Source organism: Delftia lacustris (genome assembly GCF_040267515.1).
GTDB lineage: Bacteria > Pseudomonadota > Gammaproteobacteria > Burkholderiales > Burkholderiaceae_C > Comamonas > Comamonas tsuruhatensis.
Genome location: NZ_CP141274.1, coordinates 3405395 through 3430200, shown reverse-complemented (window position 1 = coordinate 3430200; position 24806 = coordinate 3405395). Strand labels below are relative to the sequence as shown.

At 67.3% G+C, this 24806-nt stretch carries 23 protein-coding genes and 1 riboswitch; of the genes, 11 read left to right on the top strand and 12 right to left on the bottom strand.

Features of this window, described 5'->3' with window-relative positions; translation table 11 throughout:
• Positions 1-47: 47 nt before the first annotated feature.
• A complete protein-coding gene (locus U6958_RS17080) occupies positions 48-1580 on the top strand; it encodes a PLP-dependent aminotransferase family protein (RefSeq protein WP_074922168.1) in 1533 nt (510 codons plus the stop codon).
• Positions 1581-1610: 30 nt separating this feature from the next.
• Here the strand turns inward: U6958_RS17080 and U6958_RS17075 are convergent, their stop codons facing one another.
• Positions 1611-2891: a serine hydroxymethyltransferase gene (locus tag U6958_RS17075; RefSeq protein ID WP_191625561.1), complete on the bottom strand. Its 1281-nt coding sequence runs from the start codon at positions 2889-2891 to the stop codon at positions 1611-1613.
• Positions 2892-3386: 495 nt separating this feature from the next.
• Between U6958_RS17075 and U6958_RS17070 the strand changes: the two genes are divergently transcribed.
• The 4 genes from U6958_RS17070 (at position 3387) to U6958_RS17055 (ending at position 6644) form a co-directional block, all read left to right on the top strand.
• The gene (locus tag U6958_RS17070) at positions 3387-4349 is read left to right on the top strand and encodes a diiron oxygenase (protein ID WP_074922162.1); all 963 of its coding nucleotides are present in this window, start codon (positions 3387-3389) and stop codon (positions 4347-4349) included.
• Positions 4346-5425: a 2Fe-2S iron-sulfur cluster-binding protein gene (locus tag U6958_RS17065; protein ID WP_074922159.1), complete on the top strand. Its 1080-nt coding sequence runs from the start codon at positions 4346-4348 to the stop codon at positions 5423-5425. The genes U6958_RS17070 and U6958_RS17065 overlap by 4 nt, the downstream gene beginning before the upstream one ends.
• A gap of 51 nt (positions 5426-5476) precedes the next feature.
• Positions 5477-6181, top strand: coding sequence for a glutamine amidotransferase (locus U6958_RS17060; protein WP_074922156.1), 705 nt, complete (start codon positions 5477-5479; stop codon positions 6179-6181).
• A gap of 94 nt (positions 6182-6275) precedes the next feature.
• Positions 6276-6644 carry an antibiotic biosynthesis monooxygenase gene (locus tag U6958_RS17055; RefSeq protein ID WP_012205544.1) on the top strand — a complete coding sequence of 123 codons (369 nt, stop codon included), beginning with the start codon at positions 6276-6278 and terminating at the stop codon, positions 6642-6644.
• A 214-nt stretch (positions 6645-6858) separates the two neighbouring features.
• On the opposite strand, the gene U6958_RS17050 is transcribed toward U6958_RS17055, so the two are convergent.
• The gene (locus U6958_RS17050) at positions 6859-7200 is read right to left on the bottom strand and encodes an H-NS family nucleoid-associated regulatory protein (protein WP_016446025.1); all 342 of its coding nucleotides are present in this window, start codon (positions 7198-7200) and stop codon (positions 6859-6861) included.
• Between the two features lie 383 nt (positions 7201-7583).
• On the opposite strand from U6958_RS17050, the gene U6958_RS17045 reads away from it, so the two are divergent.
• On the top strand, positions 7584-7904 hold the full coding sequence (locus U6958_RS17045) for a heavy metal-binding domain-containing protein (protein WP_012205554.1): 321 nt from the start codon (positions 7584-7586) through the stop codon (positions 7902-7904).
• Positions 7905-7953: 49 nt separating this feature from the next.
• On the opposite strand, the gene U6958_RS17040 is transcribed toward U6958_RS17045, so the two are convergent.
• Both U6958_RS17040 and U6958_RS17035 read right to left on the bottom strand, forming a co-directional pair.
• Complete coding sequence (locus U6958_RS17040; RefSeq protein ID WP_074922155.1) at positions 7954-8904, bottom strand: ABC transporter substrate-binding protein; 951 nt, start codon at positions 8902-8904, stop codon at positions 7954-7956.
• 4 nt (positions 8905-8908) lie between these two features.
• Entirely contained in the window at positions 8909-10813 is a 1905-nt protein-coding gene (locus tag U6958_RS17035) for a TonB-dependent receptor domain-containing protein (RefSeq protein WP_074922375.1), read from the bottom strand.
• Positions 10814-10882: 69 nt separating this feature from the next.
• Positions 10883-11110: riboswitch (cobalamin riboswitch) on the bottom strand.
• Positions 11111-11205: 95 nt separating this feature from the next.
• Here U6958_RS17035 and U6958_RS17030 point away from each other — a divergent pair.
• Both U6958_RS17030 and U6958_RS17025 read left to right on the top strand, forming a co-directional pair.
• Positions 11206-11595, top strand: coding sequence for a hypothetical protein (locus U6958_RS17030; protein WP_012205557.1), 390 nt, complete (start codon positions 11206-11208; stop codon positions 11593-11595).
• Between the two features lie 111 nt (positions 11596-11706).
• Positions 11707-11898, top strand: a complete 192-nt coding sequence (locus U6958_RS17025) for a helix-turn-helix transcriptional regulator (protein WP_013802457.1) — start codon at positions 11707-11709, stop codon at positions 11896-11898.
• Between the two features lie 9 nt (positions 11899-11907).
• Here U6958_RS17025 and U6958_RS17020 read toward each other — a convergent pair whose 3' ends face one another.
• A complete protein-coding gene (locus U6958_RS17020) occupies positions 11908-12714 on the bottom strand; it encodes a sulfite exporter TauE/SafE family protein (RefSeq protein WP_074922152.1) in 807 nt (268 codons plus the stop codon).
• A gap of 128 nt (positions 12715-12842) precedes the next feature.
• Between U6958_RS17020 and U6958_RS17015 the strand changes: the two genes are divergently transcribed.
• Positions 12843-13610 (top strand): helix-turn-helix domain-containing protein, encoded by a 768-nt coding sequence (locus U6958_RS17015; protein WP_074922149.1) that lies wholly within the window; start codon positions 12843-12845, stop codon positions 13608-13610.
• On the opposite strand, the gene U6958_RS17010 is transcribed toward U6958_RS17015, so the two are convergent.
• Positions 13607-14818 carry an MFS transporter gene (locus U6958_RS17010; RefSeq protein WP_074922146.1) on the bottom strand — a complete coding sequence of 404 codons (1212 nt, stop codon included), beginning with the start codon at positions 14816-14818 and terminating at the stop codon, positions 13607-13609. The genes U6958_RS17015 and U6958_RS17010 overlap by 4 nt on opposite strands.
• Positions 14819-14894: 76 nt before the next feature.
• Between U6958_RS17010 and U6958_RS17005 the strand changes: the two genes are divergently transcribed.
• Together U6958_RS17005 and U6958_RS17000 are read left to right on the top strand one after the other, a co-directional pair.
• Positions 14895-15344 carry a helix-turn-helix domain-containing protein gene (locus U6958_RS17005; protein WP_074922143.1) on the top strand — a complete coding sequence of 150 codons (450 nt, stop codon included), beginning with the start codon at positions 14895-14897 and terminating at the stop codon, positions 15342-15344.
• Positions 15345-15353: 9 nt separating this feature from the next.
• Positions 15354-15839, top strand: coding sequence for a rod shape-determining protein (locus U6958_RS17000; RefSeq protein WP_074922373.1), 486 nt, complete (start codon positions 15354-15356; stop codon positions 15837-15839).
• Positions 15840-15934: 95 nt separating this feature from the next.
• Here U6958_RS17000 and U6958_RS16995 read toward each other — a convergent pair whose 3' ends face one another.
• The 6 genes from U6958_RS16995 to U6958_RS16970 all read right to left on the bottom strand — a co-directional run bounded on the left by U6958_RS16995 (position 15935) and on the right by U6958_RS16970 (position 24735).
• Positions 15935-17929, bottom strand: a complete 1995-nt coding sequence (locus U6958_RS16995) for a TonB-dependent receptor domain-containing protein (protein WP_074922140.1) — start codon at positions 17927-17929, stop codon at positions 15935-15937.
• A 310-nt stretch (positions 17930-18239) separates the two neighbouring features.
• On the bottom strand, positions 18240-19700 hold the full coding sequence (cycA, locus tag U6958_RS16990; RefSeq protein WP_074922138.1) for a D-serine/D-alanine/glycine transporter: 1461 nt from the start codon (positions 19698-19700) through the stop codon (positions 18240-18242).
• Between the two features lie 215 nt (positions 19701-19915).
• On the bottom strand, positions 19916-20326 hold the full coding sequence (locus tag U6958_RS16985) for a polyhydroxyalkanoate granule-associated phasin (protein WP_046986239.1): 411 nt from the start codon (positions 20324-20326) through the stop codon (positions 19916-19918).
• 136 nt (positions 20327-20462) lie between these two features.
• Positions 20463-21554: an MBL fold metallo-hydrolase gene (locus tag U6958_RS16980; protein WP_061290007.1), complete on the bottom strand. Its 1092-nt coding sequence runs from the start codon at positions 21552-21554 to the stop codon at positions 20463-20465.
• Between the two features lie 169 nt (positions 21555-21723).
• The gene (locus tag U6958_RS16975; protein ID WP_016453441.1) at positions 21724-23334 is read right to left on the bottom strand and encodes a DHA2 family efflux MFS transporter permease subunit; all 1611 of its coding nucleotides are present in this window, start codon (positions 23332-23334) and stop codon (positions 21724-21726) included.
• 45 nt (positions 23335-23379) lie between these two features.
• The gene (locus U6958_RS16970; RefSeq protein WP_074922135.1) at positions 23380-24735 is read right to left on the bottom strand and encodes an efflux RND transporter periplasmic adaptor subunit; all 1356 of its coding nucleotides are present in this window, start codon (positions 24733-24735) and stop codon (positions 23380-23382) included.
• Positions 24736-24806 lie beyond the last annotated feature (71 nt).

The following is a 24806-nucleotide window of genomic DNA, read 5'->3' as shown; positions in this document are numbered from 1 at the left end:
CAATGGCCTGCCAAAGAGGTGCAATGAGATGAAAGGTGGCAGACCGCATGAGCAAGACCTTCGAGCTTGAGACCCTGAAGATCCGCATGGGAGATGCCGACCTGCGCCAGCTGGACCTGCACCAGCGGGTGCAGCGCGCCATGCGTGCGCTGATCCTGGATGGGGCGCTGCTGCCGGGCCTGAAGCTGCCGGCCACGCGCTCGCTGGCCGACTCGCTGGGCATTGCCCGCGACACGGTGGAGAACGCCTACACCCAGCTGCACCGAGACGGCTTCATCGTGCGGCGCCAGGGATCGGGCAGCTATGTCTCCGAGACCATCGGCACCGAGCTGCGGGGCCGGGCGGCGCGGCGCGGCCGCTTGCCCGAGCACGAGCGCAGCGCCCATGCGGCCGGTGCGGCTGGTGCTGTCGGTGCCATAAGGGCCGGTGCCGGCCTGAGCCGGCGCGGCCAGGCCATCGTCGATGGCGGCGGCATCGCCGACCAGCAGACCATTCGGGCCTTTGCCACCGGCCTGCCCGAGACGCGCACTTTTCCCACCGATGTCTGGGAGCGGCTGCAGCGGCAGGCTCTCAAGGACTACCGGGCCAGCGTCCTGCTGCACGGCGACCCGCAGGGCGCCGAGCCGCTGCGCAAGGCCATTGCCACCTACCTCAACCTGGAGCGCGGCGCCAAGGTGGACGCCGGGCAGATCGTGGTGCTCAGCAGCACGCGGCAGGCGCTGTTCCTGTGCGCGCAGCTGCTGGTGGATGCGGGCCGGCCCATCCTGCTGGAGAACCCGGGCTACTTCGGCGCCCGCAAGGCCTTCGAGTCGGCCGAGGCCAAGGTCCTGCCCATCGACGTGGACGCGCAAGGCATTCGCACCGACCTGCTGCATGCCGACCGCAGCGGCGCCACCTGCGTCTATGTCACGCCATCGCACCAGTACCCCACGGGCGTCACCATGCAGCTGGAGCGGCGGCTGGACCTGATCCGCTGGGCATTCGAGCGCGGGCGCTGGATCATCGAGGACGACTACGACAGCGAATTCCACTACGACGGCATGCCCACCGCCTGCGTGCAAGGCCTGGACAAGCACGCGCGCACCATCTACATCGGCACCTTCGGCAAGACCCTGTACCCGGGCCTGCGCATGGGCTACATGGCCTTGCCGCAGGAGCTGGTGCGCGCCTTTGTCCAGGCGCGCAGCATCATGGACGGGCACACGCCCCAGATCCAGCAGCTGACGCTGGCGCGCTTCATGGAGGACGGCCACTACAACTCCCACGTGCGGGCCATGCGCAAGCTGTATGCGGGGCGGCGCGAGGTCATCCTCGAATCCATAGGCAGGCACCTGGCCGGCATCGTCACCGCGCCACGGCCCCAGGGCGGCATGCAGGTGCCCTGCCTGCTGGAGCCCGGCTGGTCCGAGGAAGACACCATCCGCCGCGCCGCCGCGGCCGGCGTGCTGCTGCAGGGGCTCAGCCGCCTGTACGCGGGCGAGCAGCGGCAGCCGGGCTGGCTGCTGGGCTATGCCTCGCTCACGGCCTACGAGATCGAGGCCGCCGTGCTGCGCCTGGCCAACGCGCTGCGAAAACCCTGACAGGTTGGGAGACGCCGGACGCTGCATGCCTCAGTAGGGCAGGGGAAAGCGCGCGGTCAGGTCGGACACGCCTTCGTGGATGGACTTGAGCGTGCGCGCGTTCATGGTGCCGCTGCGTATGCCGCCCAGCGTGGCAAGAATCATGTCGCCGATCTCGCGGAACTCGTCGGCGCCCATGCCGCGCGTGGTGCAGGCCGCGCTGCCCACGCGGATGCCCGAGGTCACCAGTGGCCGCGCGCCATCGCCGGGCACGGCGTTCTTGTTGACCGTGATGCCGATCTGCTCCAGCGCCGTTTCGGCGGCCTTGCCCGTCAGCTCCCAGGGGCGCAGGTCGATCACGCCCAGATGGCAGTCCGTGCCTGCGGACACCACGGACAGCCCGCCCTGCGACAGCCGGTCGCACAGCACGCGGGCGTTGTCCACCACGGCCCGCGCATAGGTACGGAAGGCGGGCTTGAGCGCCTCGCCCAGCGCCACCGCCTTGGCCGCCACCACATGCATCAGCGGCCCGGACTGCAGGCCCGGAAACACGGCGGCGTCTATGCGCCTGGCGATCTCGGCGTCGGCCGAGAGGATCATGCCGCCGCGCGGCCCGCGCAGCGTCTTGTGCGTGGTGGTCGTGGTCACATGGGCGTGCTCCACGGGCGAGGGGAACACGCCCGCGGCCACCAGCCCCGCCACGTGCGCGATGTCGGCCATGAAGATGGCGCCCACCCGGTCGGCAATGCGCCGGAACTCGGCCCAGTCCATCTGCCGTGAATAGGCCGAGCCTCCGGCAATGATGAGCCTGGGCCGCTCCTTCAGCGCAATGCGCCGCACCTGGTCCATGTCGATGAGTTGGGAGCGGGCGTCCACCTCGTAGCTGATGGACTGGAACCACTTGCCCGACACGCTCACGCTGGAGCCATGCGTCAGGTGCCCGCCCGAGCGCAGGTCCAGCCCCATGATCTTGTCGCCGGGCTCCAGGAACGCCAGGTACACGCCCTGGTTGGCCTGGCTGCCCGAGTGCGGCTGCACGTTGGCGTGCGCGCAGCCGAACAGCGCCTTGGCACGCGCAATGGCGAGGTTCTCCACGGCATCGGCATTGGCGCAGCCGCCGTAGTAGCGCACGCCGGGATAGCCCTCGGCGTATTTGTTGGTCAGCACCGAGCCCTGCGCCTCCATCACCGCGCGGCTCACGAAGTTTTCAGAGGCAATCAATTCAATCGAACGCGCCTGCCGTGTCCGCTCGGCCGCTATGGCGTCCCAGGCCTCGCTGTCCGCGTGTTGGAGTTCCAGGGAATTGATTCTGGGGAGCGATAAATCGTCCATGTCGCATTGGCTGTCTTGGAGGCGCTGAAGCACGGGAATCGGCAGCGCCCGGGTTATGGAAGGATTTGGAAACCAGGGCGCATCGGTAATGGGCAGTCTACAAAGTGCAGCTGCCTTGATTCCGACCATGTTTCAGCGGGTGAGCAGACCAATTAAGGTGGCATGCCAATGTAAACGGTTGAAAAAAGCGGTCTGGTTCAATGGCGAAAATAGGTCTGTTTGAATCCACGCTCTCTCCATAGAATTCGCCGCCAGACGTTGAAAGTCATGAGATCCAATACCGCCAGGAATCATCCGCAATCTGCAGTCGGGGAGATTGATTCAAGGTGGAATATGACAGAGTGAAGAAATCCATGACAACGTATCTGCCATCTGCAGCGTCAATTTCAGTGCCATTTGCGGCACCATTGGTGATTGCGGCAGATGGAGAAAGCGGGGGGAGGTAATAGGCGATTTGACTCAGATCAATCAAGTTCAATCACACGGAGTTGAAAAATGAATCTCGATATCTCTCGGACAGATGACGCCGTGCGCGATGCGCTCAAAAAGCTGTCCCTGCTCTGGAAGTCAAGAGCGGCCGTGAATCAGGACCTGCCTGATTACTGCGGCTTGGCGTTCGACCCCGCCCGGCAGGACTTCACCGCCTCGCTGCTGCCGTTTCGCGATCACCAGGCATGGGTGGAGGCGCCACAGCACCTGCGCGACCAATGCCTGTCCTACGCCTGGGGCATCTACAACCTCAAGACCATCTACATCGAGTGCAACGTGGTCACGCCGGCCTGCGAGGACATCATCAAGACCCCGCCGCCCAGCGCCAACCGGGCGCTGCTGCAGGACGTCATGTCCCAGGCCCTGCTGGACGAGGCCCTGCACACCCGCATGTCCATCATGGCCTGCAACTACATCTACGAGATGCGCGGCCTGGCGCCGCTGGACTACGCGGACTTCAACCTCGTCGGCTGGCGTAACGGCGTGCTGGCGCAGTGCGGCGCGGAATGGGAGCGCCGCCTGGCCCGCTTCGCCATTGCCTGCGCCAGCGAGACCCTGATCACCGACTACCTCAAGACCATGGCCGAGGACCGCAGCATCCAGCCCATCTGCCACGAGGTCACGCGCACCCACACCGTGGACGAATGGAGCCACTCCAGCGTCTTCAGCTCGGTGGCCACCGACATCGTCCAGGGCCTGAGCAACCGCGAGCGCAGCTACCTGCGCTCCATCATCCTCAAGACCGTGCAGATGTTCGCCAACAACGAACTGGGCGCCTGGTCCACCGTCTTCACCATGGTCGGCATGCCGCATGCGCGCGACATCCTGCACGACGTGGGCGACAGCAACGAGATCGGCGTCTACACCGACTCGGTGCAAAGCCTGATCGACCGCATCGGCCTGGCGGGCCGCAACCTGGGCGGCAGCGTGGCGCTGGTGTCCTCGGTCCTCGAGGAGATGCAGGCATGAGCGCCGCCCTCCAGGCAGGCAGCATGCTCGCGCGCTGCGCCGCTGCACGGGCAGAGGCGGGCGGCGTCATGGTCTACACCCTGCGCGTGCAGGGCGCCTCGGCGCAATTCCTCGGCGGCCTGCGGCCCGGCCGGCATGTGGCCATCGAGCATGCCGACGCCCGTGGCACCATGCAGCAGCGGCTGTACTCCATCACCCGCTACGAGCCCTGCAGCGAGCACGACGGCGCCGGCCAGTTCGACATTGCCGTCAAAAGCTCGGGCCGGGGCAGCGTCTCCGACCACATGCATGCGGTGCTGCGCGCAGGCTCCACGCTGCCGCTGGGCGGCGTGGCCGGCGACATCACGGCCGACCTGGTGCTGGGCCTGGACTGCCTGGTCATGCTGGCCGGCGGCATCGGCCTGACCTTGCCGCTGGCGCTGCTGCGCGAACTGGACCGGCTGCGCCAGCAGGGCCGGCGCGTGCCCCGCACCACGCTGCTGCTGTGCTTTGCGCGCATGGCCGACATTCCGTTCCTGCAGGAGCTGCAGCAGCTGTGCGAAACGGCCCCCTGGTTCGACCTGCGTATCCACATCACGCGTGAAGACATTGCCGCCCACGGGCCCTTCGTGCCGGGCCGCCCCTCGCAGCAGTCCCTGCTGGCGCTGGGCCAGCCCCAGGCCGTCGTCATCTGTGGCGGCCACGCCTTTGCGCAGACCTTTCGCGAGCATGCGCGGGCCTGCTTTCCCGGTGCCATACAGCATATCGAGGCCTTCACGCCGCCTGCCGCATCCACCGCCCAGCCAGGCGAGACCGCGCAGGCATGCCAGCTGCAGATCGCGCACAGCGGGCAGATCGTCGAAGCCGCGTCCGGCAAAAGCCTGCTGGAAATCCTGGAAGGCGTGGGCATTGCCATCCGCAGCCAGTGCCGGGCCGGCATCTGCGGCAGCTGCCGCATCCGCATCACGGGAGGCAGTTCACGGCTGGAGGCGGACTTTTGCCTCAGCGACAGGGAAAAGGAAGCCGGCTATGCCTTGGCCTGCTGCACCTTCCCCTCGGCAGGCCATATCCACGTCGATCTCAAGCCCGGCGCCTGACGGGCTCCGCACGTTCCAAGCCACCCTCCTGTATCCACCTGAGTTCCTCCCATGAAAAAAGCCATCGCGCTGCGCCACATCCACTTCGAAGACCTGGGCACCCTGCATGCCGAGTTCGCCAGCCGCGGCTACGAAGTGCAGTACGTCGATCCCAGCATCGGCGAGCTTGACACCCTGGACCTGGGCCGTGCCGACCTGCTCGTCGTGCTGGGCGGACCCATAGGTGCCTATGACGAGGCGCTTTATCCCTTCGTCGCCCAGGAGCTGGCGGCCGTGCGCCGCTGGCTGGACAGCGGCAAGCCGCTGCTGGGCATCTGCCTGGGCGCGCAGCTCATTGCGCGCGCGCTGGGCGCCAGGGTCTACCCGCTGGGCGTCAAGGAAATCGGCTTTTCTCCGCTCACGCTTACCGATGCGGGCCTGGCCTCGCCCCTCGCCAAACTGGACGGCGTCCCCGTGCTCCATTGGCATGGCGACCAGTTCGACATTCCCGAAGGCGCCGTGCACCTGGCCGGCACCGCCATCGGTGCCAACCAGGCCTTTGCCGTCGGCACGCAGGTGCTGGGCCTGCAATTCCATCTGGAGGCCGACGCGGCCCGGCTGGAGCGCTGGCTGGTCGGCCATGCCTGCGAACTGGGCGTGGCCCAGGTGGACCCGCGCACGCTGCGCGCCGATGCCCAGAAATACGGCGGCCTGCTGACCCTGGCCGCGCGCGATGTGCTGGTCGCCTGGCTGACCCACCTGGAGCGCAGCCGCTGAATCTGCGGCGCCGCCCATTCACCCATTTCCCCCACGCCGGAGCCGCCGCTGCGCGGCGCCGGAATCTCTGTTCCCGAAAAAAGGAGAGTTGAAGATGGTTGTCGTACTGTTCGAACTGCAGGCCTTGCCCGGCCAGAACCAGACCTATGTGGACCTGGTCAACAAGCTCACCCCCATGCTCAAGCCCATGGAGGGGTTCATCTCCGTGGAATGCTTCCAGAGCACGCTCAACCCCGAGAAAGTCATGTCCGTCACCACCTGGCGCGACGAGGAAGCCGTCGTCCAGTGGCGTAACGTGGAAGCCCACCTCAGCGCCCAGCGCGCCGGCCGCGACAAGATCTTCAAGGACTACCGCGTGCGCGTCACCCAGGTGCTGCGCGACTACGGCCTGAATGACCGCGCGCAGGCGCCCGCGGACAGCATCATGGGCAAAGCAGGCAGCTGCCCCGTCAGCCACGCCTGAGGGCTGGCGGTGCCGCAAAGGCCCGGCTGGTCCCCCATGCCGGAGCGCGATGCACGCCATCGAAAGATGCCGGCAGTGACTACGCTGCCGGCGCCAGGCCGGAAAAAAAGCCCGCTGAATGCTCAGAGGGCTTTTTTTCGGACGGCACAGATTCCTTCGCATCGGAACCCCACCGCACCGCACAGCATCCTGCGTGCCGCCGTGTGCAGCGCCTTCAGTTGCGAGCTGCCGCTGCCGCCATTTCTGCGAGGAACGGGCCTTGGGCCGCCTCGGGTTTGCGTTCGATGAGGAAGTCGTCGCGATCCTGGTCCTTGATCCAGTTCGGAGGCTTGCCGCGACCTGTCCACGTTGCTCCTGTAGACGGATCGCGATACTTCGCCGGTGCGCTGGTTTTTGCTGGGATATAGGGGAACACTTGCTGCTGGGTGAATCCGAAATCGGTCACCAGCTTCTGGACCTTGGACAGGGCAGCGTCGGCCGCCGAGGTGCGGGCCTTGGCAATTTCCATGTCCAGCGCGGCCTTGGCCGCAAGGAGTTCTTTGAGGGACTGTGTCAAAGGGGGTGCGAAATTTTTGAAGCCAGATTATGGGGCTGATGGGGCGCGCGCTTGCCGAACCTATCGTGCCGGATCGATCGTGCAAGCCTGGGGCGCGGGGAAGATGTTGCGGCTTGCGGCGCCTTGCACTGCCATGGGGCGCTGCGACGCGGGTGGAGCCGAATAGGTGGGTCTCGCATTGATTTTTTCGCTACCTAGATGGAGATGAGTCCCAATGGCTCCTGCACGCGATTGAATTTTTTGAAACCACCTTCCGAGATCTGAAGGCGAAAGATGATAGCGCAGGCCTATGTCAGACTGCAGCGTGCAGGCCTGCCTTGCGTTGGGCTTACGCAGGCTGGGCGGCCAAAATCCATCTTCAACATCTTCACCGAGGATTTCTCATGATCATCACCACCACCCCCCAGATCGAAGGCCGCCGCATCACCCGCTACTGCGGCGTGGTTGCGGGCGAGGCGATTTTGGGCGCCAATGTGTTCAAGGACTTGTTTGCCGGGCTGCGCGACATCGTGGGCGGGCGGTCGGCCACCTATGAGCGCGAGCTGCAGCGGGCGCGCGAGATTGCGCTCAAGGAGCTGGAGGAACGCGCCCAGGAACTGGGCGCGAATGCCGTGGTGGGGGTGGACCTGGATTACGAAGTGCTGGGCCAGGGCAACGGCATGTTGATGGTGTCTGCCAGCGGCACGGCCGTGGTGCTGGAGTAGGCAGGGCCATCGGCCAAGCAGACCAAGCGGGCCAAGCCGGCCAGCGAAGTCAACGCGGCGCTGTGCCCGGCATCTGCAGGCAGCGGGCCAGCGCCCGCGCTGCCTCGCCCAGGCGCGGGCCGGGGCGGGAGACCACGTCCGTCTCGACCAGGTCCAGCGCGCAGATGCGGCCCGAGCGCACGGCGGGCATGCGGCTCCAGCCGGGGCGGGCGGCAAAGCTGGCCGATGGCGTCTGCGGCGTGTGGATGATGAGTTGCGGCTGCTGGCGCAGCACGTATTCGGGCGTGATGCGGGGGAAGGGACCCAGGTTGGGCGGCAGCACATTGCGCGCGCCCAGGCGCTGCAGCAGCTGGCCTATGAAGGAGTCCGGCCCTGCCGCGTAAGGCGTGGCGTCCACCTCGAAATACACCTTCTGCCCGGCGGGCGTGTGCGCAGCCAGCGCCTTGGCCTGCTGGTCCACCTGGGCCTGCATGCGCGCCAGCAGGGCGTTGGCGCGCTGCACCTGCAGCAGCTGGTCGAGCTTGTGCAGTACCTGCTCCAGCTGCGCCATGTCGTTGGCGTCCAGTGCCAGCACGGGAATGCCGAAGCGCTCCAGCTGCGCGATGACGGGTGCGGAATATGCCATCAGCACCACGTCGGGCCTGAGCCGCACGGTGGCCTCGACCAGCGGGGCAAAAGTGTGGCCCAGCTTGGGCAGGGCGGCCACGCGGGCCGGGTGGTTGGAGAACTCGTCCACGCCCACGATGCGCTCGCAGGCCTCCAGCGCGCACAGCGATTCGGTCAGCGAGGGCAGCAGCGAGACGATGCGCTGCGGCACGCGCTCCAGGCGCACCTGACGGCCGCGCATGTCGGTGACGGTGTAGGTGGTGGTTGCCCCGCCCGTTCCCGCATCCGCCGCCTTTTGCGCAAAGGCGTTGCCCGCGCCGCCTGCGCAGGCCAGGGCGGCAGTCAGCAGCAGGATGCGGGGCAGGCGCGAAAGCAGGCGCAGAAGCAGATGCATGGGGTCAGGGCAGAGGTGTCCAGCGCACGCTGACGAACACGGTGCGGCCTGCGTTGGCATAGCCGCGCGTGGGGGCGTAGTCGCGGTCGGCGATGTTGTTGACACGGGCCAGCAGCGTCCATTGCCTGGTCAGCTGGCGCTGGGCGTAGAGGTTGACCACGCCGTAGCCGCCCAGCTTGAAGGTGTTCGCCTCGTCGGCGTAACGGCCGCTGTACAGCTGCGCTTCGCCGCCCAGCGTCCAGCCGGCCGCCTGGGTGTCGGCGTTGAGCTTGAGCATGCGCTTGGAGCGGTAGGGCAGCAGCTTGCCGGTCTCCAGGTTCTCGGGGTTCATGAAGTCCAGCGAGGCGCCCAGATTGGCGCTGCCCAGGCGCGTGCCGCCAGACAGCGTCAGGCCGGTGATTTCCACGCTCTGCCAGTTGCGGTAGCAGTTGCAGGGAACGGCGCTGTTCCAGTCGTAGGTGATCAGGTTCTTGAACTTGTTGCGGTAGACCACGGCCGAGAGGCGGTTGGCACCGGCCGCATAGTGCAGGCCCGTTTCCACGTTGGTGCTGCTTTCGGGCTTAAGGTCGGCCGCCGCCTGGCCCGTGAAGCGCTCGTACAGCGTGGGCGTGCGAAAGGCCGTGCCGGCCGATGCCACCCAGCGCCAGCGCTCGTCGATCTGCAGGCCATAGCCCAGCCCGCCCGTGGTCTTGTTCTGCTGGTCGCGCACCTGGTCGTGGCGCAGGTTGGCGTCGAACTGGTGGCTCCCCTCGGTCAGGCGCCAGCCGGCCGACAGGGAGTTCTGCACGCGCCGGCTGTCGGTGTTCTGCGTCCAGGCGTATTGCGTGTCCAGCTTGTCCTCGCGGCGCTCCAGGTCGATGTTGAAACGGTGCTGGCCCAGCGTGAACAGGTTCTGCAGCAGGTAGTTGGTGGAGCGGCCCTTGGCGCTTTCCGGCGACTGGGTGTGGCGGTCGCTTTGGCTGTCGGTATGGGAGACCTGGACCACGCTTTTGTACATGGCGTTCCAGCCGGCCTGCCAGCGCAGGCTGCCGGTGGTGTTCTTGACCACGTCGTAGTCGTCGAACGGCGGCGGGCTCTGGTCGTAGTGGGTGCGCAGGCGGCTGTGCAGCAGGCTGGCATCGATCTGGTGGATGCCCGTTTTGTAGCCCGCGTTCAGGCCCAGTGAGGTGTTGCTGTAGCCATCCTTGTCTGGATTGGGCGAGAAGGTGTTGCCGGGGTAGACGTCGAAGCCGTCGCTGCGCTCGTCAGCCAGGTTCAGCCCGTAGGTGAAGCCGTTGGCACCGCCCTGAAATCCCGTGGCCAGCTTGCTGGTGCCCTGGTTGCCTATGCCGGCCTCGGCATAGGCGCGGGTCTGGCCGTCCGCCCGCTTGGTGAAGATCTGGATCACGCCGCCCATGGCGTCTGAGCCATAGATGGCGGCGGCCGGGCCGCGCAGCACCTCGATGCGGTCAATCTGCGCCAGCGGCAGGGTGGACCAGACCGCGCCGCCCTGCAGCTCCTGCGAGCTGTAGCGCACGCCGTCGATGAACACGGCAGTGTGCTGGTTGCTGGTGCCGCGCAGGTAGACCGAGGTGACCTGGCCCGGCCCGCCGTTGCGGTTGATCTGCACGCCCGGCACCTGTACCAGCAGGTCCGCCACGCCCGTGGCGCCGCTGCGGGCAATGGTCTCGGCGTCGATCACGGTCATGTCGGCCGTGACGGTGCGCAGGGGCTGCTCGCTGCGCGAGGCGGTGACGACCACCGTATCGAGCTGGGAGGTCTGTGCGCGCTGCGCCTGTTGTGTCTGTGCTTGGGCCTGGCAGGCCAGCAGCGAGGCCGCAGCCAGGGCGGACAACGTGCGCAGTACGGGGAACGCCGAGGGCGAGCGAAGAGCGGCGCCGGGGGCGCGCGCGAGGGCGAGGGTGTGCATGGATGCGAGCCAGTTGCGCGCCAGCGACCCCGCCGGCACGGAAACCAAAAAGACCGGCTGCGCTGCAAGCGCGGCCGGCCGCCTGTTGGCCGGTATCCAGACTGGTGACGCACTCGCCAAGGCCTTCCCGGGCTGTACGCCCAGTGGCACGGGTTTGGCGGGGGCCGGTGCCATGCACGCGGCGTTTCACTCACTGTTGCGGGGGCAGTACATGCGGGCGGCTTTATCTGGCCGCCCCATGTTTCCCGTTTAACCGCAGCCCCTGGGGCTGCTGGCACCAACGGCGGCGATTGTACGGCGGGGCGTTCAGTGCCGATGTAAAGCTTGCTTGACATGTCCACGGATGGCATCGCACAATGTCAAGCATCCTTTACACATTGCGAGAGACTTCCATGAATCAAACAACGGTCACCAACCGCCGCTACCAGAAGGAACTTGGATTTGCGCTGCTGCTCTACATGGCGCTGCTTGTGGGGGCGCTTTTGCTCAGTGCCGACATGCAGGCCGGGGCCCTGCGCACGGCGCTGCTGCTCAGCCCCATGCTGGCGTTTGCGCTGGCCGTGCGGGCCATCGTGCGCCTGGTGCGCGATACCGACGAGTTCCTGCGCAAGTCCATGCTGGAGCAGCTGGCGATTGCAGCGGCGGGCACGGCTGGCATCACCTTCACCTACGGATTCCTGGAAATGGCAGGTTTTCCCAAGCTCAGCATGTTCATGGTGTGGCCCTTGATGGGTGCGCTCTGGGTGGCTGCCTCGGTGGCCCACTGGCTGCGCAGCCGATGAGCTGTTCCGCCAAAGTGCCCCTCCCATGAAAAATGACCCCCGCGCTCCCCTTGCTGTGCAAGGTCCGCTGCCCCCCGAGGGGGTGCCTTTTCATCTTGGGGCGGCCCTGCGATGAAAAACACCATCCGTGAACTGCGCGCCGAGCGCGGCTGGAGCCAGGCTGCGCTGGCGGACCTGCTGGGCGTGTCGCGCCAGACCGTGAACGCGATCGAGACGGGCCGCTACGACCCCAGCCTGCCGCTGGCATTCGCCATTGCCCGGGTGTTCGAGACCCGGATCGAGGCGATCTTCCAGGAGGGTTGAGCGCAGCGCTCAGGCCACGATCATGACCAGCAGCACCAGGCCCAGCAGGGTCAGGTAGGCCTTGGCATGCAGGGCATCGGGAATGCGGCCGATCAGCGGGGCTGCCAGCCTGATGCCCGTCCACGATCCGGCCGTCAGCAACGCAAAGGCCTGCAGGTCCACATAGCCCACATGCCAGGGGCCCAGCCCCGCGCCCTGCGATGCCAGCATGTAGGCAGCGGTGCCCGCCACGGCCATGGGCAGGGACAGCGGGCTGGCCATGGCCGTGGCCGCCGCCATGCTGGCGCCGCGCCGGCGCATCAGCGGCACGGTCATCACGCTGCCGCCCACACCCAGGAAGGCTGCAATCGCGCCAATCGCCAAGCCTGCGATGGCGGCGGGCCTGCGGCCCATGGGCTGCAATTGGGCGGCGGTGCCGTGCACGAAGCCCGGGCGCAGCAGCGCGTCGGCGATGGTCAGGGCCAGGTAGGCGATGAAGGCCCAGCGCACCCATTCCCCGCTGATCCAGGTGGCGGCCGCCGCGCCTGCCACGGCGCCGGCCGCGATGAAGCCGGCCAGCGGCCGCACCTGATCCCAGGGCAGGGCGCCCGCGCGGTGCTGGCGCAGCGTGGCCATGGAGGCGCCAAAAATCATCACGCAGGTGGAGGTGGCCACGGCAATGTGCATGGCAGCCTGGCCAACGGCGGAGTCCGCGCCGTGGATGGAGGTCAGCAGCGCATAAAGCAGCGGAACGGCCACGAAGCCGCCGCCAAATCCGAAGAGCACGGTGGTCACGCCGGCAAGCACACCGAAAGCCAGCAGCAGAAGAGGGAACACAGACAGTCCTTTGGAAAAAACGAGCAAGGACTGAACCTTAGGATGCCGCGGTTTGGCCTGCTTTCGCGGATGGGTCAATAATCCTTGAATTCCTGCCAAAGCCTGTTGGCTGTTTTCCGGACATTCCCATGCTCAACATCCCGCTGCATTCCGTGGACGCCGTGGCGCGCGATGTGCTGGCCATCGGCACCGACTACACGCCTGGCACGCTGCTGCCCACGCACAGCCACCGGCGTGCGCAGTTTCTCTACGGGATGAGCGGGCTGATGGAGGTGGAAACCGATGACGGTGCCTGGACCATCCCGCCCTACAGCGGCGTGTGGATTCCGGCCAGCAAGCCGCACAGCGTGCGCATGCAGGGCGTGAGCACGCGCAGCCTGTACATCGAACCGGCTGCTGCGCCCCGCCCGGGTGTGCATTGCGAGGCCCTGGTCGTCACCCCGCTGCTGCACCAGTTGCTGCTGTCCTGCGCCGACCTGCCGGCGCTGTACGACGAAGCGGGCCGCGACGGCGCCCTGGTCACGCTGGTGCTGCACGAGCTGGCCTCGGCCCGCAGCCTGCCGCTGTTCGCGCCCATTCCCCGCGACGAAAAGCTGGCCGCCCTGTGCAAGCAGTTCCTGGCCCAGCCCAGCATCCGCGCCACGCCCCAGGACTGGGCACAGGCGCTGAACAAGAGCCTGCGCACCTTCAGCCGGTTTTTCCAGCAGCACACAGGCATGGCCTTTGGCGCCTGGCGCCAGCAGGCCTGCCTGCTGGCAGCGGTGTCGCGGCTGTCTGCGGGCTCATCGGTCACGCAGGTGGCGCTGGACCTGGGCTATGACAGCCCCAGCGCGTTTTCCACCATGTTCCGCAAGGCGCTGGGGCGGGTGCCTTCGGAGCTGGTGAGCCGGGTCTAGGCGGGAACGCTGGCCTGGGCAGCCGCCTCCCGTGTCATGGCCCAGAACACCAGGGCCGCCAGGCTGAACGCCGCCCCCGCAACGCAGACGCCGTGCCAGCCAAACCGCGCGTAGGCGTTGGTGGCAATCAGCGCCCCCAGCCCGCTGCCCACGGCATAGAACAGCATGTACAGGCCCACCAGCCGGCTGTGCGCCTGCGGGTTGCTGCGAAAGATCAGGCTCTGGTTGGTCACATGCAGGGCCTGGCCGCCCAGGTCCAGCAGCACGATACCGGCGACCAACGCGCACAGCGACTGCTCCAGCAGCGCAATCGGCGCCCAGGCCAGCAGCAGGATCACCAGCGCGCCCAGGCTGGTGCGCTGCGCGAAACCCTGGTCGGCCCAGTGGCCGGCACGGGCCGCGGCCAGTGCGCCCACCACGCCGGCCAGGCCAAAGGCGCCGATGGCCGTGAGCGACAGGCTGTAGGGCGGTGCGCTCAGCGGCAGGACCAGGGCGCTCCAGAAGATATTGAAGGTGGCAAACATCAGCAGGGCCAGCATGCCGCGTGTGCGCAGCATGCGGTCCTGGCGCAACAGCTGGAGCATGGAGGCGAGCAGCTGCGTGTAGCTGGGTGCATGCAAGGGCACCGCCAGCCGGGGCAGTTGCCGCCACAGGGGCCAGGCCAGGGCCAGCATCAGCAGGGCCGAGCAGGCATAGACGCCACGCCAGCCAGCCAGGTCACCCACGGCGCCGGCAAACACGCGCGCCAAAAGCAGGCCGATGAAAACCCCGCCCTGGGCCGCGCCCACCACGCGCCCGCGCTCATGCGCCTGGCTGGCGCTGGCCGCATAGGCGATCAGCCCCTGCGTCATGGCCGTGCCCAGCAGGCCCACGGCCAGCATGCCCGCCAGCAGCAGAACGGTCGAATGCGCGGTGCTGACGGCCGCCAGGGCCAGCACCAGGCCCAGCAACTGCAAAAGCATGAGCCGCCGCCGCTCCAGCCGGTCGCCCAGCGGCACCAGCAGCAGCAGTGCCAGCGCGCAGCCGGCCTGCGTGGCCGTGACCACCCCGCCCACGGCTGCATGGCTGATGCCGAAGTCGGCCGCCAGCGCCTCCAGCAGCGGCTGGGCGTAGTAGACATTGGCCACGCTCAGGCCGCTGGCAGCGGCGAACAGCAGCACCAGGCTGCGCGGCATGCGGACCGTGTCCGGGGCAGGGAAGGCGTTCATGGGTTGAATCCAGTTGCAAAACAAAACTGGTTGGATGCTAGTTGAACCAGTTTTGAAATGCAACCAAAATGACGCCATGAAAGAAGACACCCGTCCTGACACACCGCAGCCCTGTCCGGTGGCCCGCTCCCTGGATGTGATCGGCGACCGCTGGTCGCTGCTCATCGTGCGCGATGCCTTCGATGGCATCAGCCGCTTTGGCGATTTCCAGCGCAGCCTGGGCGCGGCCCGCAATATCCTGGCCGACCGGCTGCGGCGTCTGGTGGAGGCCGGCATCCTCGAAACCCGCCCCGCCGCCGAAGGCTCGGCCTACCTGGAATATGTGCTGACGGCCCGGGGGCTGGACCTGTTCCCCGTCATCGTGGCCTTGCGGCAATGGGGCGAAGGCCATCTGTTCGCGCCGGGCGAGGCGCATTCGCTGCTGCTGGACCGCCAGACAGGCCAGCCTGTCGCGCCGATGCTGCCGCGCAGCGGGGATGGCCGGGCCTTGCTGCCGGGCCAGACCGTGGTTCAGAAAATCGATTGATGGATGTCCATGCTCTCTGCCTTCCTACCACTCATCTACGTACAGATTTCTCCCGAGCGCCTGACGCTGACAAATCCGAAAACGGGCCAGACCCTGTCGGAGGTTCCCGAGCTGGCCCTGAGTCCGCCGCCCCGGCGCCGGATTCTCGCGGCCGGCCCGCAGGCCAGGCTCGCGGCCGCATCGGAGCCTGCCGAAGTCGTCAATCCCTTCGCCCACCCGCGTTCGCTGATATCGGACTTCATCCTGGCCGAGCAGCTTCTGAAGTACCAGCTCAGGCGCATGCATCGGCGTGCCTGGCTGGCGGCCTCACCGCACATCGTCATCCATCCGCTGGGCGACCCCGAGGGCTGGTTCACCCAGGTGGAGCTGAGGGCCTTGCGCGAGCTGGGCAGCGCGGCCGGGGCCTCGAAGGTGAATGTCTGGACAGGCCGGCCCTTGACAGACGAGGAATTGCTGGCGCGCAAGCCCCCTGCGCAGGGCGGCATCTGGGGGTGAGGCCCTGTTCCTCGCCATGAAAAAAGCGCCCGTCACAACGGGCGCTTTGTCTGGGTCAGCGCAAGGGCCGATAACGCGCTATCAGAACCGCGCCATCAGAACCTGGCCGTCATCCCCACGAAGTAGGTACGGCCGCCGTTGTCGTAGTTGGCGCCGATGGTGCGGGTTTCCTTGTCGGTCAGGTTGATGATGCCGGCGCGCAGGGTCATCGAGTCGGTGACGTTGTAGTTCATGGACACGTCGAACGTCGTGTAGGCCTTGGCGAAGGTGGTGGCCGTGCCCGTGGTCACGACTTCCTTGCCCACGTGGCGGGCGCTGAACATGGCGGACCAGCCCTGGCGGATCTGCCACTGCAGCGACGAGTAGATGGACAGCTCGGGCACGGCCAGCAGCGAGGCGCCCGTGCTCAGGTTCTTGGACTCGAACATCTTGGTGATGTTGGTGTTCCAGGTCAGGCCCTTGGCCAGGGGAACGTTCACGAAGCCTTCCAGGCCGCGCGTGCGGGCACGCTGGGCGTTGGCCATGCGGGTCCACCAAAAGCCGTTGTACAAGCCCAGCGGCTGGTAGTCGATCTTGTTCTTGAAGTTGGTGTGGAAGTAGGTGGCGCCAAGGGCCCAGCCATTGCGGTCCCAGCTGGTGCCCAGCTCGAAGTTGGTGCTGGTCTCGGGCTGCAGGTCGGGGTTGCCGGCCATGTAGCAGCCGCGCGTGCCGTCGGCATTCACGCTGGTGCTGGTCCAGCCCATGCCGGCCAGGCTGCGGCAGCCGTTGCCCCCGGATTGCGTGGCGGCGCTGGCCGAGTTTTCCTTCAGGTTGGGCGCACGGAAGCCGCGCGAGACGCCGCCGCGCACTGTCCACTCCGAGGCCGGGTGGTAGACCAGGTAGGCGCGCGGGCTCCAGTTGTTGCCATATTTCTGGTGGTGGTCCATGCGCAGGCCCAGCGTCAGCGCCAGGTTGTCGCGCAGGAAGATCTGGTCCTCGCCGAACAGCGCCCAGGTGGTGGCGCTCAGGCCCGAGCCCGAGACCGGGCGCCCCGCGTAGTCGATGGGCGCCAGGCCGATGGTGTCGCGGTTGTCCAGCGACTCGCGGCGCCACTGCATGCCCAGCGTCATGGCCTGGTCCAGTCCCCACAGCTTCAACGGCTTGTCGATGCGGCCGTCCAGCGTGGTTTCCTTGGAGTTGTTGCCGATGGTGTCGCCCTTGTCCTCGTACTTGTTGTGCACGAGGTTGAGCTTGGAGGTCATGTCGCCCCAGCGGCCATCGTGGCTGAGGCCGAACTTGGTCTGCTCCAGCTTGCTCAGGCCCCATTGCGATACCACGGGGCGTCCATTCACCAACCGATCGGAGCCCGTGGCGCGCTGGATGCCTTGCGCGGCCTCGATGCCGATCACCTGGTCGGGCGTGAGCTGCCAGTTGAGCAGGGCGTTGAGGTTTTGCTTGCGCGAGCCGGCCGTGGACTGGTAGGTGCCCGGGAAGCCGCCCGTGCCCTCGTCGGCAGCGCGGTCCGTGTAGTTGCCGCCCAGGCGCAGGCCGAACTTGTCGGACAGCGGGCCGCTGATGTTGAAGCCCAGCTGGCGCGTGTCGCCGCGGTCGCCGTCGGAGGGCTTGCTGTAGTTCAGCGTCGTCGAGCCGCTCCAGCGCTTGCCGATCTTGCGCGTGATGATGTTGATCACGCCGCCCATGGCGTCCGAGCCGTACAGCGAGGACATGGGGCCGCGCACCACCTCGATGCGCTCGATCATCTCGGGCGAGATCCAGTCCAGGTCCTGCGAGCCCAGGTCGTCACGGTAGTTGATGCCGGCCGAGTTGCCCTGGCGCTTGCCGTCCACCAGGATCAGCGTGTACTTCTCGGGCAGGCCACGCAGCTTGATCTTGGACTGGGCGCCCGTGCCCGACAGACCGCCGGTCACGCCGGGAATGGTGGACAGCAGCTCGCCGATGCTGGTGACGGGCTTGCGCTCGATGTCTTCCCGCGTGATCACGCTGATGCTGGCCGGCGCCTCCTTGATGTCCACGGCCGTGCCCGAGGCGGTCACCACCACCGTGGACAGGGACGTGTCGGCCTTGCTGTCGGCCGTCTGGGCATGGGCCATGGCTGTGCATGCCAGGGCAGCGCAAAGAGGAAGAGGGCGGAGCACCGAGATTCTGACCATCTTTGTAAAGTTCCGTATGTGTTAAAAATCAAGGTGCGAATGATAACGATTTGTATCTACATATTTCTCTTCACGTAAAGACAGTTGTTTTTTGTTCACGCGTTATCTAATCGCTGGACACGCCTGAGGCGTTGTGCACAAGTCTGGTGCACAAAATGACGGGGGTCGGCAGGGCACTGAGAGAAAGCACGGGGTGCGGCACCTCCGTGCAAAGGCCGCCCCGGAGTGCAGGGGGCGGCCAGAAACCAGGTCAGCGCGGCTTGGCCACGGCGCCTGGCAGGGCGCTGGAAGGCTCAGCGCAGCTGCCCGAGGGTTGGCTTGATGCCCGGCGGCGCACGAACTGGTAGGCAATGGCCAGCAGTGCAAACCAGGCCGGCGTCACCACCAGCGCCTGGCGCGTGTCGGCCTGCAGGGTGAGCAGGCCCAGGATGGCCGCAAAGAACGCCAGGCAGGCCCAGCACATGGCCACGCCGCCCGGCATCTTGTAGCGCGAAGCCTCATGAAGGGCCGCGCGCTGGCGCCGGTAGGCGATATAGGACAGCAGGATCAGCGACCACACGAACATGAACAGGATGGCCGATACCGTGGTCACCAGCGTGAAGGCTTCCACCAGATCGGGCACCACCCACATCAGGAAGGCGCCGGCCAGCAGGCAGGTGCAGGAAAACAGCAGCCCGCGCGAGGGCACGCTGCTGCGCGACAGCCGGTGGAAGGACTTGGGCGCATCGCCCTTGAGCGCCAGGCCGTAGAGCATGCGGCTGGTGGAGAACACGCCGCTGTTGGCCGACGAGGCGGCCGAGGTCAGCACCACGAAATTGATCACGCCCGCAGCGGCCGGCAGGCCTGCGAGCACGAACAGCTCCACGAACGGGCTCTTGCCCGGCACCACGTCGCGCCAGGGGGTGACGGCCATGATGGCGATCAGGGCCAGCACGTAGAACACGATGATGCGCACGGGAATCGAATTGATGGCGCGCGGCAGCGTGCGCTCGGGGTCCTTGGCCTCGGCCGCCGTGGTGCCCACCAGCTCGATGCCCACGAAGGCGAACACCGCGATCTGGAAGCCCGCGAAAAAACCCATCATCCCGTTGGGGAACATGCCGCCGTCGTTCCAGAGGTTGGACAGGCTGGCCGCACGCCCCGCAGGCGAGACGAAGGCGGCACCCACCATGTACAGCCCCGTTGCCACCAGGGCCACGATGGCCACGATCTTGATCATGGCGAACCAGAACTCGATCTCGCCGAACAGCTTCACGGTCAGCAGGTTCAGGCCCAGCAGCAGGCCCACGCAGGCGATGGCCGGGGCCCACTGGGGCAGGTCGGGGAACCAGAACTGGGAGTAGGCCGATATGGCAATCACATCGGCAATGCCCGTGACGATCCAGCAGAACCAGTACGTCCAGCCCGTGAAGAAGCCCGCCCAGGGCCCCAGCAGATCGGCCGAGAAATCGATGAAGGATCGGTACTGCAGGTTGGACAGCAGCAGCTCGCCCATGGCCCGCATCACGAAGAACAGCATCACGCCGATGATGGCGTAGACGAAGACGATGGACGGACCCGCCAGGCTGATGGTCTTGCCCGAGCCCATGAACAGGCCCGTGCCGATGGCACCGCCGATGGCGATGAGCTGGATGTGGCGGTTGGTGAGATTGCGCTGCAGGTCGTCTTGACCGTGCAGGCCCTGGCCGGCAGGCGGGGCCTTGTGTGTCATCAGAGAACTCCGGGGAAGACTGGCAAAGCGATGGCAGAAAGGGGGAAATCCGCCTGCCGCGGCCGTGTTTTCAGTCTCTGCATGGAGTCCATGCCTGGAAATGCGGCAGCGCAGCAAAACGGAACGAAGGCCGCGAGGATACCTGAACCTCGCCCCGCATCAGCCCTGCCGCGCCGTGCCGCTCCAGTCAATGAAGCGGGTTTGATATGGGTGGATCAGCCGCGCGCCAGGCGCCGGGCGTTGGCCACTGCAGTGCGGTGCACGGGCGCCATGCCCTTGCCCACCACGCCCCACATGGCGTTGTTCCATTGCGAGGCCTGCGATGCCAGTGCGCCCCCATTCCAGGTGGAGGCGCTCCAGGGCATCCACCACATGCGCATCCAGGCCTGCATCAGGGCCTGGCTGGCGACCATGGACTGCAGGCCCATGGCGGCCCAGGATTGGTGGAAGGCTGTCTGTTTCTCGGACACCATGCGCGTGAATTCGCGCCGGTCCCGTGCGGAGGGATTGGCCCCGGCCAGCGCCATGCGGGTGAGCCTGTGCGCCACCACCTGCGGCGCGGCAATGGCCAGATCGGTGGCCTGACGGGCCACCGAAGCGGCCTTGGAAGATTTGCGGTTTGCCATGTGCGCTCCTGAAGCTCAGGATCCATTTGCCGGATCTACCTGCCAGATCCACTTGCCGGTTCCACTTGCCGGTTCCACTTTAGCCAGATGCATGCCGGCCCGCGTAGGCCGATGACGCAATGCAGCAAAAACGCGTTTATCGCGGCTGGGGCCGGGGTGCCGGCGCGGCTCCGTCCTGCGTGACCTCAGATACCAGGGCGCGCCACCAGCGCTCGCCTGCATGGGGGGCGGCCAGGTCCACGCGCTCGCCCATCATGGGCGTGGCCACGGCAATGCCGTGCTCGGCGCCCAGGGCCAGCACGCGCTCGAAGGGGTCCCACCAGGCATGCATGGCCAGGCTGAAGGTGCCGTTGTGAATGGGCAGCAGCCAGCGTCCGCCCAGGTCGCGGTGGGCCTGCACGGTCTGGGCCGGGTGCATGTGCACATAGGGCCAGTGCGGGTCGTAGGCGCCGGTCTCCATCAGCGTGAGGTCGAAGGGGCCGAAGCGCCGGCCGATTTCCGCAAAGCCGTCGAAATAGCCGCCGTCGCCGCTGAAGAAGACACGCAGCGTGTCGGCGCTTGCCAGGTCCTCGATGACCCAGGACGCCCACAGCGTGCGGTTGCCGTCGCGCAGGCCCCGGCCCGAGAAATGCTGGGCCGGAGTGGCCGTGAAGCGCAGGCCGTCCACCTGCACGTCCTGCCACCAGTCGAACTGGCGCACCTTCTCGGGGGCCACGCCCCAGGCCATGAGCCGGTCGCCCACGCCCAGCGTGCACAGGAAGAAGTCGACCCGGGGCGCCAGGGCGCGGATGGTGGCACGGTCCAGATGGTCGTAGTGGTCGTGCGAGAGCACCACGCCGCGCAGCGCGGGCAGTTCATGCAGGGCGATGGGCGGCGCATGAAAGCGCTTGGGGCCGATGAAGGAAAAGGGCGAGGCGCGCTCGGCAAACACCGGGTCGGTGATCCACCAGCCGCCGCGCAGTTTCATCAGCAGCGTGGAGTGGCCCAGGCGGTACAGGCTGCGCTCGGGCGCGGCGGCCAGGTCGGCCGGGGTGAGCCGCTGCACGGGCAGGGGCGCCGCAGGCTCGGTGTTCTTGGGCTTGTTGAAGAAGAAGTCCCACATCACCTTGGCGTCGGGCTGGGGGGCATTGGCCGGGCGGGGATGGATGTTGCGAAAGCGCCCGGCCGACGATTGGGGCGATTGGGAGTAGTCGGCAATCGGGGCGCGGAAGATGCGGGGTGTTTTCACGGTGCTCCGTCGGTGTTCAGGCCGCCGCCATCATGGAACCGATGGCGCAGCCCTGTCGAGATGGTGGTCTTGGCGGCCCCGTTCAAGGCGCCTTGCGTGTCGTCATGTAGACAAAAAAGGAGCTGCCCCTGCAGGCAGCTCCTTGTGGTGATGGCCCGGAGGCTGGTCATCAATGGGCGCCGGCCGCCTCGGCACCGCCGGCATGGCCCGCGGGGCGCCTGGTCATCCAGATCAGCACGATCAGCACCAGGAACAGCACGGACGACGCCAGGAAGATGTCGTCGGCGGCGCGCGTATAGGCCTGCTGGTCCACCAGCCGGTTGATCTGGGCCAGCGCCTGCGCCTGGCTCAGGCCTGCGGCCTGCAGCCCCTGCAGGGTGACGCCGAACACGCCCTGGCCCTGGACCAGCCCTTCTGTCAGATGGGCGTGGTGCAGCGCGGCGCGGTTTTCCCACAGCGTGGTGGCGATGGAGGTGCCCATGGCGCCCGCCGTGATCCGCACGAAGTTGCTCAGGCCGGCGGCGGCCGGGATACGGTCCGGCGAGATGCCCGACAGCGTGATCGTGGTCAGCGGAATGAAGAAGAAGGCCATGGCCGCGCCCTGGATCAGCGTGGGCACCAGGATGTGCATGAAGTCGGTCTCCACCGTGAAGCGCGAGCGCATCCACAGCACCAGGGCGAACACGATGAAAGCGCCCGTGGCCATCCTGCGCGGGTCCCACTGCGTGACCTTGCGGCCCACCAGCGGTGTCAGGATGATGGCGAAGATGCCCACCGGCGCCAGTGCCATGCCGGCCGTGGTGGAGGTGTAGCCCATCCACTGCTGCAGCCACAGGGGCAGCAGCACCACGTTGCCGAAGAACAGGCCGTAGGCAATCGACAGCGCCACCGTGCCGGCCGCGAAATTGCGGCGCATGAACAGGCGCAGGTCCACCACGGGGTGGGCATCGGTCAGCTCCCAGACCAGGAAGACCACGAAGCTCACGATGGCCAGCACGCACAGCGTGATGATCTCGCCCGAGGCGAACCAGTCCAGCTCCTTGCCCTTGTCCAGCATCAGCTGCAGCGCGCCCACCCACAGCACCAGCAGGGCCAGGCCCACGGAGTCGATGGGCAGCTTGCGCGTGGGGGTCTCGCGGCTGCGGTAGATGCTCCAGGTCATCAGGGCCGACAGCAGGCCCACCGGCACGTTGATATAGAAGATCCAGGGCCAGGAGATGTTGTCCGTGATCCAGCCGCCCAGCAGCGGGCCGACCACGGGGGCCACCAGGGTGGTCATCCCCCACAGCGCCAGGGCCACCCCGGCCTTGGCCGGGGGATAGCTGGACAGCAGCAGCGTCTGCGACAGCGGGATCATGGGGCCGGCAACCAGGCCCTGGAGCACGCGGAACAGCACCAGCGTCTCCAGCGACGAGGCAAAGCCGCACAGCCAGGACGTCAGCACGAACAGCAGCACGCTCATGGTGAACAGGCGCACGGCGCCGAAGCGCTGGGTGAGCCAGCCCGTGAGCGGCACCGAGATGGCGTTGGCCACGCCAAAGCTGGTGATCACCCAGGTGCCCTGGCTGGGACTGACGCCCACGTCGCCGGAAATCGCCGGAATGGCGACGTTGGCGATGGACGAGTCCAGCACGTTCATGAAGGTGGCCAGCGACAGGGCCAGCGTGCCCAGGGCCAGCTGGGCGCCCTTGAGCGGGACCGGCCGTGCAGGCATGGCCGGCGGCGCCGAGGGGGCGACCGGCGGCGCCGGCTCCGGCACGGCGGTGGTAGAGGAAGTCATAGGCAGTCCGCGTAGGTTCTGGGAAGGCGGGGAAGCGATGCCTGCTTACCTGGACTGCATGGCCTGCGCGTCAACCGGCGCGGAGGCCACGGCGGCTGGCGCCTTGCCCTGGGCCCTGTCCTGCACCTCGGCCATGGCCACGGGCGGCAGCTCGGGCAACTGCTTGAGCGGTGCCACGTTCTGGCCCGCCACGATGTGGGCAATGCGCTCCTCGGCCTGCGGCAGCGCCATGTCGTAGACGGAGGTCTGGGCCACGGGTGCGTTGCGCGTGGTCGTTGCCAGCACCTCGCCCTGCTGGTCTCGCACGTCCACCTTGACTTCCATGGACAGGCCCACGCGCAGCGGGTGCTGTGCCAGGTCTTCCGGCGCCAGCGCAATGCGCACGGGCACGCGCTGCACCACCTTGATCCAGTTGCCGGTGGCGTTCTGCGCGGGCAGCAGCGAGAAGGCCGCGCCGGTTCCTGCGCCCATGCCCACCACGGTGCCGTGGTAGCTGATCTTGTCGCCGTAGACATCGGCCGTCAGCTCGGTCTTCTGGCCTATGCGCAGCTGGGCCAGCTGGCTTTCCTTGAAGTTGGCATCCACCCAGAGGTTGTGCAGGCCCACCACCGTCATCAGCGGCGCACCCGAGGCCACGCGCTGGCCCAGCTGCACGCCGCGCTTGGCCACATAGCCTTCCACGGGCGAGACCAGGCGCGTGCGCTGCAGCGCCAGATAGGCTTCGCGCACCTTGGCGGAGGCGGCGATCACGCTGGGGTGCTCTTCGGCGCTGCTGCCCTTGGTCTGGGCTTCGGCAGCCGTCAGCTGCGCCTTGGCGGCGCGCACGGCGGCTTCGGCTGCCGAGGCGGCATTGCCGGCCGTGCGGGCCAGGGACTGGGCGTGGTCGAACTCTTCCTTGCCCACGGCGCCCGTGGCCAGCAGCGGGCGGCGGCGCTCCACATCCTCGCGGGCGCGGGCGGCATCGGCCTGCAGGCGGGCCAGATCGGCCTCGCGCTGGGCCACCTGGGCGACCAGGGGGGCATTGTTGGCGTACAGCGTGCGCACCTGGCGCACGGTCTGGGCCAGCTGCGACTCGGCCTGGGACAGGGCGACCAGGGCATCGGCCGAGTCCAGCTGCACCAGCAGCTGGCCGGGCTTGACGTAGTCGGTGTCGTCGGCGCCGATGCTGATCACCGTGCCGCCGACCTGCGGCGTGATCTGCACCACGTTGCCCGCCACATAGGCGTTGTCCGTGGTCTGGTAGTTGCGGGCCACCATCCAGTGCCAGCCGCCCCAGGCGACGGCGGCCACCGCGACGGCGGCGGCCACGATGGTCAGGCCCTTGCGGCGGCCCTGCGGGTTGGCCACGGGCGAGGCTGCGGCAGCGGGTGCATTGGATGTTTGCTTGTTGGTATCGGTCATGGTGTTCGGCGCTTTGTTATCTGTGAATGTGGTTGTGCGGCCGGGGCAGGGAGCTGGCGGTCTGTCACGCT